Annotated in this window: 12 protein-coding genes; 7 read left to right on the top strand and 5 right to left on the bottom strand. The window is 62.5% G+C overall.

Features of this window, described 5'->3' with window-relative positions; genetic code table 11:
* Nucleotides 1-633: 633 nt before the first annotated feature.
* Nucleotides 634-885 carry a hypothetical protein gene (locus AB1I47_RS00525; RefSeq protein ID WP_407935778.1) on the top strand — a complete coding sequence of 84 codons (252 nt, stop codon included), beginning with the start codon at nucleotides 634-636 and terminating at the stop codon, nucleotides 883-885.
* A 463-nt stretch (nucleotides 886-1,348) separates the two neighbouring features.
* Here AB1I47_RS00525 and AB1I47_RS00520 read toward each other — a convergent pair whose 3' ends face one another.
* The 3 genes from AB1I47_RS00520 to AB1I47_RS00510 form a co-directional block, all read right to left on the bottom strand.
* Nucleotides 1,349-2,170, bottom strand: a complete 822-nt coding sequence (locus tag AB1I47_RS00520; RefSeq protein WP_354681838.1) for an ABC transporter permease — start codon at nucleotides 2,168-2,170, stop codon at nucleotides 1,349-1,351.
* A 1-nt stretch (nucleotide 2,171) separates the two neighbouring features.
* On the bottom strand, nucleotides 2,172-3,020 hold the full coding sequence (locus tag AB1I47_RS00515; protein WP_354681837.1) for an ABC transporter permease: 849 nt from the start codon (nucleotides 3,018-3,020) through the stop codon (nucleotides 2,172-2,174).
* Nucleotides 3,021-3,113: 93 nt separating this feature from the next.
* On the bottom strand, nucleotides 3,114-4,139 hold the full coding sequence (locus AB1I47_RS00510; protein ID WP_354681836.1) for an ABC transporter substrate-binding protein: 1,026 nt from the start codon (nucleotides 4,137-4,139) through the stop codon (nucleotides 3,114-3,116).
* A gap of 392 nt (nucleotides 4,140-4,531) precedes the next feature.
* Here AB1I47_RS00510 and AB1I47_RS00505 point away from each other — a divergent pair, with 392 nt between their 5' ends.
* From AB1I47_RS00505 to argE, 4 genes are all read left to right on the top strand, one after another.
* Entirely contained in the window at nucleotides 4,532-4,945 is a 414-nt protein-coding gene (locus tag AB1I47_RS00505; protein ID WP_010812548.1) for a RidA family protein, read from the top strand.
* Between the two features lie 6 nt (nucleotides 4,946-4,951).
* Nucleotides 4,952-5,623 (top strand): DUF1028 domain-containing protein, encoded by a 672-nt coding sequence (locus AB1I47_RS00500; protein WP_354681835.1) that lies wholly within the window; start codon nucleotides 4,952-4,954, stop codon nucleotides 5,621-5,623.
* Between the two features lie 109 nt (nucleotides 5,624-5,732).
* A complete protein-coding gene (locus AB1I47_RS00495) occupies nucleotides 5,733-6,707 on the top strand; it encodes a LysR family transcriptional regulator (RefSeq protein ID WP_354681834.1) in 975 nt (324 codons plus the stop codon).
* A gap of 59 nt (nucleotides 6,708-6,766) precedes the next feature.
* The gene (argE, locus tag AB1I47_RS00490) at nucleotides 6,767-7,942 is read left to right on the top strand and encodes an acetylornithine deacetylase (RefSeq protein ID WP_354681833.1); all 1,176 of its coding nucleotides are present in this window, start codon (nucleotides 6,767-6,769) and stop codon (nucleotides 7,940-7,942) included.
* A gap of 45 nt (nucleotides 7,943-7,987) precedes the next feature.
* Here the strand turns inward: argE and AB1I47_RS00485 are convergent, their stop codons facing one another.
* Nucleotides 7,988-9,133, bottom strand: a complete 1,146-nt coding sequence (locus AB1I47_RS00485) for an alpha-hydroxy acid oxidase (protein ID WP_354681832.1) — start codon at nucleotides 9,131-9,133, stop codon at nucleotides 7,988-7,990.
* A gap of 107 nt (nucleotides 9,134-9,240) precedes the next feature.
* Entirely contained in the window at nucleotides 9,241-10,494 is a 1,254-nt protein-coding gene (locus tag AB1I47_RS00480) for a flavin-containing monooxygenase (protein ID WP_354681831.1), read from the bottom strand.
* Between the two features lie 411 nt (nucleotides 10,495-10,905).
* Here AB1I47_RS00480 and AB1I47_RS00475 point away from each other — a divergent pair, with 411 nt between their 5' ends.
* Together AB1I47_RS00475 and AB1I47_RS00470 are read left to right on the top strand one after the other, a co-directional pair.
* A complete protein-coding gene (locus tag AB1I47_RS00475; protein WP_354681830.1) occupies nucleotides 10,906-12,054 on the top strand; it encodes an ABC transporter ATP-binding protein in 1,149 nt (382 codons plus the stop codon).
* Between the two features lie 70 nt (nucleotides 12,055-12,124).
* On the top strand, nucleotides 12,125-13,123 hold the full coding sequence (locus AB1I47_RS00470) for an NAD(P)H-quinone oxidoreductase (protein WP_354681829.1): 999 nt from the start codon (nucleotides 12,125-12,127) through the stop codon (nucleotides 13,121-13,123).
* The last annotated feature ends 4 nt before the right edge of the window (nucleotides 13,124-13,127 follow it).

The raw sequence follows: 13,127 nt of genomic DNA, 5'->3' as shown, positions 1-13,127 counted from the left end.
TTGGCATCAAGCTAGATCCGCCTTCTGACATGCTTCCACATGTCGAAGGGGAAGATGGTTTTGCACTCCGGATATTGTTCTGGACGGCTCAACGGAGGATGCGAGCCTCAGCGTCGCGTGCGCGCGCTTGGGAACGCGCGTAGCGTCCTATCTAGATATTGCCAAGCATAAACTCAGAACCACCTATGCTCCCAATCAACTTCAGGACTGGCAATGACTTCTTTCTCCGCACCCCAGTACACAGTTCACGCCGAAGCGGCGCGACAGTCGAGGGCAAACGAAGAGACATGCATGACACTGCTCACGCGTCGCTGAGTAGCAGGATTCCGAACAGACCGACATTAGTCCTCATGGAAACACGCGATCGTCCGGACGTCGCAACCGTGGCGATTTTGGGTTACAACTGACGCCGGCGGTTCTTAGTGGGCGCCAGCCTGCGGTCGCATTCGGGACGTACGCACGTCGCATGGTGGCTATCGTCTCGTGGTGCAACGAACGAAAATGTCGTTGGTCCCCGGCTTCGTCGTAGAAGAATGGCAGCATTCCTCTCATGTGTGAGCCGCTCAAACATGGCGTGTTGGCAACCCTTGCCGACGGCGTAGGTCAGGGGCAGTTCGAGGGGTGGCCGGGGCCGTGCGGACCATCTGGCAGGCGGCCAACGAGGCCGCCACCGGCGAACTCGCCACGCTGCGCGCCGAGGCGCGCGCGGCGGCCAGCGCCGCGGAAGCGGAGCGCGATGCGGCGCGCGCCGAGACGGCGGCCGCGCGCGATGACACCGCGGCGCTCGTCGCACAACTGGACGCCGCGCGCCATACCATCGAGGAGAACCAGGCGGGGCTGGCTGCAGAGCGGCAGGCACACTTCCTGGCGAAGGGCATCTGGTAAAAGCGGGGGCAGGGGAGACGCTTGGCGCAGCTCTTGGGAGCCGAAGCCGAAGCGGCGTCTGCGCGCCAGCTGCTGGCAGAATTACGGATGTCGCCACCCGAGCGGAAGGGGGGCACGACGGCGCAAGGCCGGCGGCCAAGCGACAACCGAGCAGGAAGCGCAAGGCGAAAAGCAGGCTCAAGAACAGGGGTGCCGACAGCGGCCTAGATAGGGCAGACGCGATCCGCTGGATCCAGGAGCAGATAGCTGACTAGGGCTTCCCAGGCTTCCCAGCTTCCACCGCGGATCGCTCCGTGGCCGTCTTCCCTTGCGATAGCGGATTCCCCTTATCTTGGTATGCCCTGACGTGGCATTCCGGCTTGCTAGCGCCAGATTTCGCACCAAAAGTACGATGACCCCGGGGATGGCAGCTGCCGCGCTAGCGGCCCATACCGCCAGCACGGCTTTCAGCAGCGCATGCCGGTCAATGCCCTTCCTCGATATTGAGGATTTTCCCCAAGCCCAGGAAATAGTTCGCAAAGGCAAGCACGCTAGCGGTCACGGCAATATAGACGACTGACAGCGCTGCCAGCGTCGGATCGGCAAACTCCCGGACATAGTTGTACATGGAAACGGGCAGTGTCTGCGTGTCTTGCGTTGTGACGAAAAGCGATGCGGTGAATTCACTGAACGACATGATCGCCGCAAACAACCAGCCGCCAAACAGCCCCGGCGCGAGCAGCGGAATCGTAATCGTGAAAAGCACCTTCAGCGGCGACGCACCGAGGCTTGCTGCCGCCTGTTCCAGCCTTGCGTCCAGGTTTTCCATGGAAACATAGACGCTCTTCAGCACGAACGGCAGCACCAGCATCACGTGACACAGGATGACGACGTCAAATGAGCGGTGTATGGAGGCCTGTGACACCAGGATGAGCAGGCCCAGCCCCAGCGTGAAGTGCGGCACCACGAGCGGGGAATGCAGGATGGCCAGCAGCGTCTGCTTGCCGGGGAATTCCAGCCGTTTGACGGCAATCGACAGGCAGGTACCGATCACCAGCGCAATGAACGAGGACCATCCGGTGATGACGAGGCTGGCACGGAATCCATCCTGGAAATCCGGATAACTGAAGACGCGTGCAAACCATGTCAGCGAATAGGATTCAGGCGGGAACGTGATGATCGCCTTTTCGTTGAAGGCGGCAATCGTCACCACCACGACCGGCAGCAGCACGAATGCAAGCAGGATGGCGACGAGCAGCGGGCCCGCGACACGCAGCGGCAAGGGCAGAGCGCTTTTGATTCTCATGTTAGTGTCCTCCCACGGCTTTCAGCCGCTTGGTGAACAGCCCCAGGGCAAAGAGCGCTGCGGCCGTCAGCAGCAAGCCCATGACACTCAGGCTGGCCGCCAGCGGGAAGTTCATGGAAGCAAAGCCAAGCTGGTACACCAGCGTCGAAACCGTCGGCACGCGGCCTCCGCCAATCATCTGAGGCGTCGCAAAGGCGCTGAAGGTCCAGGCGAACGCGGTTGTGATGCCAGCCAGGATACCCGGCATCGAAAGCGGAAGCGTGACCGTGAGGAAGGTCCTGACCGGGCCGGCACCCAGGCTCTGGGCGGCTTTTTCGTAGTCGCGGTCGATATGCGAAATTGCCGTGGCAAGCATCAGCACCACGACAGGAATCGTCACGTGCACCAGCGCGACCAGCACGCCCAGGTGTGTGAACATGAGTTCCAGTGGCCAGTCGATCAGGCCGAGCTTTCGCAGCGTGCCATTGATGAAGCCATTGCTGCCCAGGACGGCGATCCAGGAGTAGGTCCGGACGATTTCCCCCAGAAACAGGGGCGTGATGGACACCACGAGGATGAAGGACTTGAGCGCCCGGCTCCTGACGCGCACCAGGGCATAGGCCAGCGGGTACGCAACCAGCAGCGAAAACACGGTCGTCTCCACGCTCAGCCACAAGGTGTTGGAGAACGCATCGAGATAAATCGACTTGGTCAAGTCGCTGAAGTTGGCCAACGTGAATCCGCCGACATCGAGGGAGCCGGGCACATACGCCCGGAAGCTGAACTGCAGGACCGCAATCAACGATACTGCGATGCACAGCGCGACAAGTACTGCCGGGGAGACCAACCAGGCTCGTGAATCGGGGCGCATTCTTAAACCTTATTCCAGATGCTCAATCGGCGAGGGAGGATCGGCGCGGTGCATTGCCGCGGCGACCCTCCCTCCATCCTCTTACTGTCGGGTTCAGTTCATGACGTTCTCAGTGAACCACTTGCGCCATTCCGCAGTCTTCTCGGCGCGCAGCTTGTGGTCGACCAGGATGGCCTTGTCCCACTGCTCCTTCGTTGTGAACACGCCGGGCAGCTTGGCGTCTTCAGGCGAAACCTTGGCGTCGTCGACGACGGGGCTGGCCTTCTTCAAGGCCACGATCTTCGACTGGACTTCCGGGGACAAGGCGATGTTCATGAACTTGTAAGCCAGATCGGCCTTGGTGGAGCCCTTCGTGATGGCCATGGTATCGATGCCGAGCACAGCGCCTTCCTTGGGCGTGACCAACTTGACGGGAACGCCCTGGCTGATCATGTGATAGGCGTTGATCGACAGGATGACCTGCACGGGCGTTTCGCCGGTGGCGATCAACTGCTGCGCATTGGCGTCATTGGTATAGAACGCCTTGAAGTTGGGCTTGAGCGCCTTGAGCTTGTCCTGCCCCTTTTCCCAGCTTTGCGCATCGCCACCCGACAGCATGGCCGAAACCGCGACCACATGGCTCGGATCGAAGTCAGGCACGCCGATCTTGCCTTTCAGGGCCGGGCTCCACAGGTCGTTCCAGCTCTCGAACTTGACGCTGGGCGGCACCAGGTCGGCGCGATAACCGATGGTATAGACATAGGCCCAGCTGCCGATGTGATACGGGCTGATTCTGGCGCGCTCGACCAGATGCTTGTAATTCGGAATCTTGCTCGTATCCAGCTTTTCAAAGAGATTGCCGTTGGCGTAGAGCCAGCCGACGTGGGAAGTCGTGAAGGTAACGTCGCTCTCGGGCTTGGAGGCAAGCTTCGCCTTGTTCAGGCGGTCGATGGTGCCGCCCGTGATGTACTTGACCGGCACCCCGGTTTGCCGCGTGAATTCCTTGCCGATGCTTTCATCGATGAGGTCGCGGAAACTGCCGCCCCAGGTGCTCACCACCAAGGCTTCCTGGGCCCATGCCGCCGTACTGCCAAGCGTGGCAGAGAGCGCGCAAAGTGCCAAAAGCTTGCGAATCGTCATTTACTTAACCCCCAATCGAAAAGATAAAACATCTGAAAGAACTGGAAATACGCTGGAACGTGCCACCGGGAAATGCAATCCCAAGCAGCGACGCGTTGCTGACGCAACGACGTTGACGCAATGACTTCGAATTACGGAGCCTATGATGTGAAAGTCGTACCAGGCGGCCAAGTCGGCTTTTTCGTAGGGGTGCCTCACATTTCCCGATGGGGTTGTGGATGGTTCCGCCGTCTGGAGCAGGTTAGCGGCCGTGTGAGGTTCGGTGGTATTCGGAAATTCCTAAACGGCCGGCAGGAAAATACAAATGGCGCCGCCAGCGGCTGCACATGACCATGCAGTCGGGTGCATCGCCCCCAACCTCCCGCCACCTGCCGAATCGATCCGAATCGACCATGAAGCATACCCGCATCCGCACCTTCAACACCAAAGTCACCTACCCGGAACAGAACCTGGACAACGACCTTTGCCAGGCCGTTGTGGCGCGAGGCCGTACCGTTTTTCTGCGAGGGCAGATCGGCCAGAACCTCGACACCTCGGAGAGCGTGTGCATCGGGGACGTCGCCGGACAGGCGGAGCAGGCCATGGCCAATATCGCGATGCTGCTCAAGGAAGCCGGCGGCGAACTCGAGGACATCTGCAAGATCACGATCTACATCATCGACCCGCGCTACCGCGAGGCGGTGTATCGCGTCGTGGGCCGCTGGCTGAAGGGTGTCTTCCCGGTCTCGACCGGCATCGTCGTATCGGCTCTGGCCCGCCCCGAGTGGCTGGTAGAGATCGACGCCACCGCTGTCATCCCCGACTGAGCTGCCATGACCTTTTCCATCATTGCACGGTGCCCGGCCACCGGCCAGTTCGGCGCCGCCGTGGCGTCCTCGTCACCGGCGGTTGCCTCTCGCTGCATCCGCGGCCGCAAAGGGGTCGGCGCAGCCGCGAGCCAGAATATTACCGACCCGGATCTGGGGCCCCTCGCGCTGGACCTGATGGCCAGCGGCCTGACGCCGGAACGCGCCCTCGCGGAACTGCAGAAGCGCCCCCATATCGAGTATCGCCAGCTCATGGCCATCGACGCGCACAACCCGCCGGTGGTTTTCACGGGTGCCAAGGCGCTGGGCACCCTGGCAAGCGTGGTCGGCACCCATGCCGCATGCGCGGGCAACATGCTGGCGACGCGTGAGGTGCCCCAGGCCATGCTGTCGGCCTTCGAGCAAACCGAAGGCGCGCTCGCGGAACGGCTGATGCAGGCCATGCTCGCCGGCCAGGCCGCCGGCGGCGAGGAAGGTCCGGTGCACTCGGCAGGCCTGCTGGTGTACGATGCGCAAAACTGGCCTGTCGTGGATCTGCGCCTGGACTGGGTAGAAAACGATCCGGTCGAGGCCCTCTACGCCGCCTGGCAGGTCTATGCGCCGCAGCTGAAGGACTATGTCAAGCGGGCGCTCGATCCCCGTGCGGCGCCCAGCTTTGGCGTTCCCGGAAACCTGTGACCAGTCCGACGCATCGAATGAAGCGTGACAGCGCCGGCCAGGCGGCCGGCACTCGAAAGGGCAAACCTTCTCCAGTACACTGGATCGTTCCCCTTTTCCTGATCTCGACATGCTCAATCGCATTTCCCTGCGCCAGATGGAGTATTTCGTCGCAACGGCGAAGCATGGCAGCATCGCCGCTGCGTCGACGCAAATCCATATCTCCTCTCCCTCGATCTCCGCAGCGATCGCCCATATCGAGGCCGAACTGGGCGTGCAGCTGTTCGTGCGCCATTCTTCCAAGGGCATTGGCCTGACCACCATCGGCAAGCTGGTCCTGCATCACTGCGAAGACATGCTCGGACGGTCGTCCCGACTCTATGAAATCGCCTCCGATTCGAGCGACGTCATCCAGGGCACCTTGCGGGTGGGAAGCTTCCAGTCGCTCACGGCAATGATTGCGCCCGAGGTCATCTTCGGCTTTTCGCGCGCCTTCAATAAGATCGAGCTGCAGATGGTCGAAGGCGATCAGGAAGTCTTGATGAACAAGCTCCATGCGCTTGAGATCGACGTGGCGATCACCTACGACCTGCACCTTGAGGACGACATCCAGTTCGAGAGCCTGGCGACGATGCCGCCCTATGTGCTGGTGAGCGAGGTCCATCCGCTGGCGCAGCAGAAAGTCGTCTCCTTCGAAGAGCTGGCGCCCGAACCCTACGTCCTGCTCGATATGCCGATGAGCCGGGACTATTTCACCTCCCTGTTTGAAAAGGCCGGCGTGACGCCGAACATCGCGGCGCGTTCGCAGTCCACGGAAGTGGTCCGGTCCATGGTCGCCAACGGCATTGGCTACGCACTCTTCAATGTGCGCCCCAAATCCGATCAGTCGCTCGATGGAAAACGCATGGTGCGGGTCCGCCTTGCCGGTACCCATCGGCCCATGCTGCTCGGCCTGGCGACTTACAAGCCGATGAAACAGTCAAGATTGACGAGAATCTTCATGGAACGCTGCCGCGCTTATATCTCCGACCAATACATCCCCGGAATGAGCGCTCCAAGTTTCTTCGATCCCCATATAGCAGCGCCGCTGAAATCGGCGTCCTGAAGCGCCAGCCGCATCGGCCATGCCGTGTTGCGGCAATGCCCCATCAAGAAGGGCCAGAGATGGAAAATCAAGCCTCCTCAGCAAGCGTCTCTCTCCTGGAAACGCTCATTTCTTTCGCATCGGTTTCCCTGACGCCAAACATCGCGCTCATCCACAAGGTCCAGGACATCCTGGCGGAAGCCGGCATCGAATCGATGCTCGCGCCCGACCCGCAAGACCCCAGCCGCTCCAATCTGTTTGCGACGGTCGGTCCGGTGGGCGTTCCGGGCGTCCTGCTCTCCGGCCATACCGATGTGGTGCCGGTGGAAGGCCAGCCCTGGACTTCGCCCCCTTTTGAGGCAACGCACCGGGATGGCCGCATCTACGGACGCGGCACAGCCGACATGAAGGGCTTCGTGGCCTGCGCCGTCACCGCCATGGTGGCAGCCGCCCGGCAGCCGCTCCGGCGCCCCTTGCACCTGGCGCTGTCCTTCGATGAGGAAATCGGCTGCGTTGGCGTGCGCCACCTGCTGCGCCGCCTGGAGAACAGCCTCCCCGCACCCTACCTGTGCATTGTCGGCGAGCCGACCCTGATGCGGATCGGCACCGGTCACAAGGGCAAGGCTGCCTACCGGGCGGTCTGCTGCGGCCAGGCCGGCCACTCAGGCCTGGCGCCCAGGTTCTTCAACGCCATCCACATGGCCAGCGACCTCGTCGCATCCCTGCGGGACGTGCAGCGTGAACTGGCGCAAAGCGGCCCGGGAGAGGAGGGCTACGGCGTGCCCTACAGCACGGTCCACGCCGGCGTCATCCACGGCGGCCGCGCCTTGAACATCGTGCCGAGCGAATGCGAAGTCAGCTTCGAGATTCGCAACGTCTCGGAAGATAAGCCCGAGGAGATCCTGAAGCGCGTCCTGGAACGCCTGGCCGGGCGCGTCGAAAATGAGGCGCTGGATCCTGCGGCGCCCTTGCCAGACATCCAGATGACGAACAGCTATCCCAGCCTGAACACCCGCGAGGATTCGCCCGCTGTCGGCCTGCTCGCCTCGCTGCTCCCCCCGGGCACTCCATGCGCCAAGGTGGACTATGGCAGCGAGGGTGGATTGTTCCAGCAGAGCTGGAACGAAACGCCAGTGCTGATCTGCGGGCCCGGGAGCATTGAAGTCGCACACAAGGCCGACGAGTATGTGGAGCTGGCGCAGATCGAAGCCTGCGACCGCATGCTGGCCGGCCTCGTCGAGTTTCTCTGTCACTGAGTCCTGGCGTCCTGGGACTTCGGCCCGGACGCTTCAGGGACGCTATCAAAATGAAGTCAGCAGGATGCTGCGGTCGACCGACTGGATATCCGTCTTGCCGCAAAACGCCATGGAGAGATCGAGCTCGTTCTGAATGATGTTCAAGGCCGTGGTCACGCCTTGCTCGCCGAGGGCGCCCAGGCCATACATCATGGCGCGGCCGATATACGTGCCACGCGCCCCGAGCGCGATGGCCTTGAGCACATCCTGGCCCGAGCGGATGCCGCCATCCATATGGACTTCCACCCGATCCCCGACGGCTTCCACGATGCGCGGCAATGTGGAGATCGATGACGCGGCGCCGTCCAGCTGGCGCCCGCCATGGTTCGACACGATGATGGCATCGGCGCCGCTTGCCAGCGCCAGCCGCGCATCCTCGGGGTCCTGGATGCCCTTGACGATCAGCTTCCCATCCCACCGCTTCTTGATCCATTCAACATCCTGCCAGGACAGCCGCGGATCGAACTGCGCCTGAGTCCACTCCACCAGCGACCCGATATTGTCGACGCCCCTGGCATGCCCGACGATATTGCCGAACTGACGGTGTCTGGTACCCAGCATGCCCATGCACCAGCGCGGCTTGCTCGCCATGTTCACAAGGTTGCGCAGGGTCGGCTTGGGCGGCGTGGAAAGACCGTTTTTCTTGTCCTTGTGCCGCTGGCCGAAGACCTGCAGGTCCATCGTGACCACGAGCGCTGAACAATTGGCATTCCTGGCACGGTCGATCAGGCTTTCGACAAACGTCCGGTCGCGCAGCACATAGAGCTGGAACCAGAACGGATGGCGCCCGGTCGCTTCCGCCACCGCCTCGATCGGGCAAATGCTCATGGTGGACAAGGTGAACGGGATGCCGTGCCGCTTCGCCGCGCGCGCGGCCAGGATTTCTCCATCGGCGTGCTGCATGCCGGTCAACCCGGTGGGCGCGATCGCCACGGGCATGCTGACTGGCTGGCCCACCATGGTGCTGGCGGTGCTGCGCTCGGTAATGTCCACCGCCACGCGCTGGCGGAATTCGATACGCTGAAAGTCCGCCTCGTTGGCACGGTAGGTATATTCGGTCCACGAACCGCCGTCGACATAGTCATAGAACATGCGCGGCACGCGCTTTCTCGCCAGCCTGCGCAGGTCTTCAATGCACGTCATCTCGGCCATGGGAACTCCCTTGAAAATACAAAAAGCTGCCGGATCACCCGATCCGGCAGCTCGTGCGGGCAACCTCGTTACCAATGACAGGTCACCGTGCGGCCTCAGGAACCGGCTCAGGACCGCTCATACGTCATATATCCGTTCTGGAGCACGATATGGTCAGCGATGTATTTGGCATCGTGCCAGACGCCATAGATGAAGGACGACGCCCGGTTGACCAGATTCGGCAGGCCCAGGAAATAGATGCCGCTTTCCGCGGAGATGCCGCGCTTGTGGAACGGATCTCCCTTCTCGTCGAAGGCATTCTTCACGTTCAGCCAGTTGAAATCAAACTTGAAACCGGTCGCCCAGAGAATCGTGGTGATGCCGGCGTCAGCGAGGTCGAGGCTGAGGATCGGGTGCTTGAGGCACTCCGGGTCCGGCAGCAGCTCCCAGGCGTCAGGTTCCGGCGGAAACGGCAGGCCATTCTCTTCGATATAGGCATCCGCTTCGCGCAGCACGTCGAAGTAGGCGCGGTCGCCTTCGGCGATGTTCTCGGGCAGGCCTGGCTCGAACGTCATGACGCCATCCTGGTAGGCTTGGGTCAGGCCGACCAGGTTGATGCCCGCGTGCGCCAGGCGCCGGAAATCGACGGTCTTGCCGCCTTCATAGCCGCTCACGGCGAAAGCGACGTGCGCCTTCTTGGGCCGGATCCTCACTTCATCCCACAGGCCGAGGGCGCCCAGCCACCAGCAGTAGTCACGGCCACGGTACGCGCGCGGCGGGCGGTAATGCTCGCCGACCGAGAGATAAACCGTCTTGCCGGCCTGGCGCAGCTCTTCGGCGATCTGCGAGCCGGAAGCGCCCGCGCCCACCACGAGCACCCCGCCTTGCGCCAACTGGCCCGGATTCTTGTAGGCCGAGGAATGCAGCTGCCGGATCTTTTCGCTCTCAGGCACGATCTTCGGATAGGCCGGCGTCTGGAACGGGCCGGTTGCGGCAACGACGTTGTCTGCCTCGATGATGCCGTCGGAAGTCGTCACCCTGAAGCCGGGACGCCCTTGATGCCGTTCCACCTGCCTGACTTCCACGCCGGTACGGACCGGCGCCTTCAGCATGGCGGCGTAGCTCTCGAAATACTGGGCCATGCGCTCTTTCGACGGAAAGGTCTCCGGCGAAATGCCTTCGAATTTCATCCCGGGAAAACGGTCATGCCAGGCCGGTCCATTCGCGACCAGGGAATCCCAACGTTCCGAACGCCAGCGTTCTGCGATTCGGCTGCGTTCCAGCACGACATGCTGCACACCCATGTGCGCGAGATGCTCACTCATCGCGATGCCCGCCTGGCCAGCACCGACCACCACAGTGTTGATTTTTTCCACTGACATTTGAATTCCCTAAGAATAATCGCCCCGGTCAGTCGCCCCGGCACGGAAGCTTCGACGGCAAGGCGTACTGGCGCCCTGGAGACATCGCTCATCGACGGAGGCCAGTTTGATGAAGCCCACCTCGTTTGAAAATCACGTTTTTCAAACTCAGGACTTAGGAAAAAGTAAAGCGCCCGCCGAAGGGCGCCGCACCGCCCCGCGCACCCGCGCACCACAAGGCGTTCCCGGCCATCGCACCCGCGCCGTCTGCGCCTGCACACGGGCATTTCGTTTTTTCCGAGGGACCGCATCAGTTTCGGCAAAGTCCCGATACTGGCTGTTTGACTTATCCTGCTTGCCAGTACCAGCTCGGCCTCAATGTCATTGGGCCCAAGCCTGGAGCACGGCATACTCCTCAATCTCCGTACAACCATGAACGTAGCCAACTTTGAGCCTGCCGCACAGCAACACCACGCACAGCCCGATACCGCAGTCAGCCTGGAAAGGGTGGTCAAGAAGTATCACGACCACACCGTGCTGCACGAGCTCTCGCTGAAGATACGACGCGGGGAATTCCTCACCCTGCTGGGCCCGTCCGGCTGCGGCAAGACGACGCTCCTCAACCTCATCGCCGGCTTTGCGGAAGCCGACACCGGCGAAATCTTCATCGATGGCCAGCCGGTGACCTGCGAGCCGCCGCACAAGCGGCAGATCGGCATCGTCTTCCAGAACTACGCGCTCTTTCCCCACATGACCGTCGAGCGCAATATCGGCTATGGCCTGCGCATGCGGGGCGTGGGCAAGGATGAAATCGCACAGCGCGTGAAGCAGGTGATGGACCTGGTGAAGCTGGACGGCCTCGGGCACCGCAAGCCCCGCGAACTTTCGGGCGGCCAGCAGCAGCGCGTGGCGCTGGCGCGGGCGCTGGTGATCCAGCCCAAGGTACTGCTGCTGGACGAGCCCTTCTCGGCGCTGGACAAGAACCTGCGCGGCTCCATGCAGGTAGAGATCCGGGAAATCCAGCGCCGCTTGCGCCTGACCACGGTATTCGTCACCCACGACCAGGGCGAGGCGCTGGCCATGTCCGACCGGATCGCAGTGATGTCGAACGGCACCATTCGGCAGATCGCATCACCGGCCGATCTGTATCAGAACCCGCAAGACCCGTTCGTGGCGTCCTTCCTGGGCGACGTGAATATCCTGCCGGCGCATTATCACGGCCAGACGGCAACGGATGTGCAACTGCGCCTGGGCTCGGGGCTCATCAGCTTCCCGCATGCCCGCCTGGCCGACGCATCGCACGACGGGGAAAGGCTGGACGTGTACGTGCGCCCGGAGCACATCAAGCTGGAGAATCTGCATGCCGAATCGGTGTTGAGCGGCACCGTGATCCATCACGTCTACCAGGGCGATCACATCAATACGTTCATCGACGTGGACATTCCGATGACGGCCCGTCAGGTCGTCACGGTGCGCAGTGCGGGCCTGGGCGCCATGCAGCAATGGCCCATCGGCTCGGTCGCGGGACTTGCGCTGCCCGATGAGGGCGTCAGCATTTTCAGTCCGCAGAAGCGGACGTAAGAACAGATGCAAGAGCGCAACGCGAAGGCATGACAAAGCGTCAGACAACGCAGCCTGAGAGAACACACCCATGACCAGTCTTCCCCGCTCCATGCAAGCCATCATCGCCCGTGAACCCGGCGACGCCGGTGTGCTAACGCTGGCCGAGCGCCCCATGCCCGAGCCCGGTGCTGGCGAAGTCCTGCTGCGCGTGCTCGCCGCTGGCGTCAACCGGCCCGACATCATGCAGCGTCAAGGTATCGCCAAGCCCGCGCCCGGCGTCACCGACGTGCTCGGCCTGGAAGTCTGCGGCGAAGTGGTCGCCTGCGGTCCCGGCCTGGACAGCCAGTTGATGGGCCAGCGGCTGATGAGCCTGGTGCCCGGCGGCGGCTATGCGCCGTGGTGCACGGCGCCAGTCGATCAGTCCTTCATCGTGCCCGGCACGCTTTCCGATGTTGAGGCAGCCGCCTTGCCCGAGGGGCTGTTCACCGTGTGGCACAACCTGTTCGAGCTGGGCCGCCTGGCCATGGGTGAAACCGTCCTGGTCCACGGTGCGGCCGGCGGCATCGGCACGCTCACGATCCGCATGGCGCATGCCGCCGGCGCAACCGTCATCGTCACGGACAACGACGAAAGCCGCTTCCCAGAACTGCGCGCCATGGGCGCCGATGCGACGATCTGCTGGCCCACCACCGATTTCACCAAGGCCTGCCTGGAGTACACCGATGGGCGCGGGGTCGACGTGGTCATCGATATCGTCGGCGGCGACTATGTCCGCCGCAATCTTGCCGCCATGGCCTTCGGCGGCCGCCATGTCAGCCTGTCCTTCATGCAGGGCTCGGCGGTCAATGTCGAACTGCTGACGCTGATGCAGCGCCAGTTGAGCCTGCACTCGTCCACCATGCGCCCCCAGAGCCATTACGAGAAAACCCGGATGGCCCAGAGCCTTGCCCGCCATGTCATCCCGCTGCTGAAAAACGGACGGGTCAAGCCGCGCATCCACGCCACCTTCCCGCTCGCGGAGGCGGTCGCGTCCCACCAGATGCTGGAAAGCGGCAAGGTCTTCGGCAAGCTGGTCCTGATCCCCTAGAGCC

The sequence above is a fragment of the Cupriavidus necator genome (assembly GCF_040578825.1).
Taxonomy (GTDB): domain Bacteria; phylum Pseudomonadota; class Gammaproteobacteria; order Burkholderiales; family Burkholderiaceae; genus Cupriavidus; species Cupriavidus necator_E.
This window is presented reverse-complemented; position numbering and strand designations above follow the sequence as displayed.

Bases quoted from the DNA above. Each gene is read 5' to 3' on its own strand.
- AB1I47_RS00515 (WP_354681837.1), bottom strand. From the start codon at position 3,020: ATGCGCCCCGATTCACGAGCCTGGTTGGTCTCCCCGGCAGTACTTGTC.
- AB1I47_RS00475 (WP_354681830.1), top strand. From the start codon at position 10,906: ATGAACGTAGCCAACTTTGAGCCTGCCGCACAGCAACACCACGCACAG.
- AB1I47_RS00505 (WP_010812548.1), top strand. From the start codon at position 4,532: ATGAAGCATACCCGCATCCGCACCTTCAACACCAAAGTCACCTACCCG.
- AB1I47_RS00485 (WP_354681832.1), bottom strand. From the start codon at position 9,133: ATGGCCGAGATGACGTGCATTGAAGACCTGCGCAGGCTGGCGAGAAAG.
- AB1I47_RS00510 (WP_354681836.1), bottom strand. From the start codon at position 4,139: ATGACGATTCGCAAGCTTTTGGCACTTTGCGCGCTCTCTGCCACGCTT.
- AB1I47_RS00495 (WP_354681834.1), top strand. From the start codon at position 5,733: ATGCTCAATCGCATTTCCCTGCGCCAGATGGAGTATTTCGTCGCAACG.
- argE (WP_354681833.1), top strand. From the start codon at position 6,767: ATGGAAAATCAAGCCTCCTCAGCAAGCGTCTCTCTCCTGGAAACGCTC.
- AB1I47_RS00480 (WP_354681831.1), bottom strand. From the start codon at position 10,494: ATGTCAGTGGAAAAAATCAACACTGTGGTGGTCGGTGCTGGCCAGGCG.
- AB1I47_RS00520 (WP_354681838.1), bottom strand. From the start codon at position 2,170: ATGAGAATCAAAAGCGCTCTGCCCTTGCCGCTGCGTGTCGCGGGCCCG.
- AB1I47_RS00470 (WP_354681829.1), top strand. From the start codon at position 12,125: ATGACCAGTCTTCCCCGCTCCATGCAAGCCATCATCGCCCGTGAACCC.
- AB1I47_RS00500 (WP_354681835.1), top strand. From the start codon at position 4,952: ATGACCTTTTCCATCATTGCACGGTGCCCGGCCACCGGCCAGTTCGGC.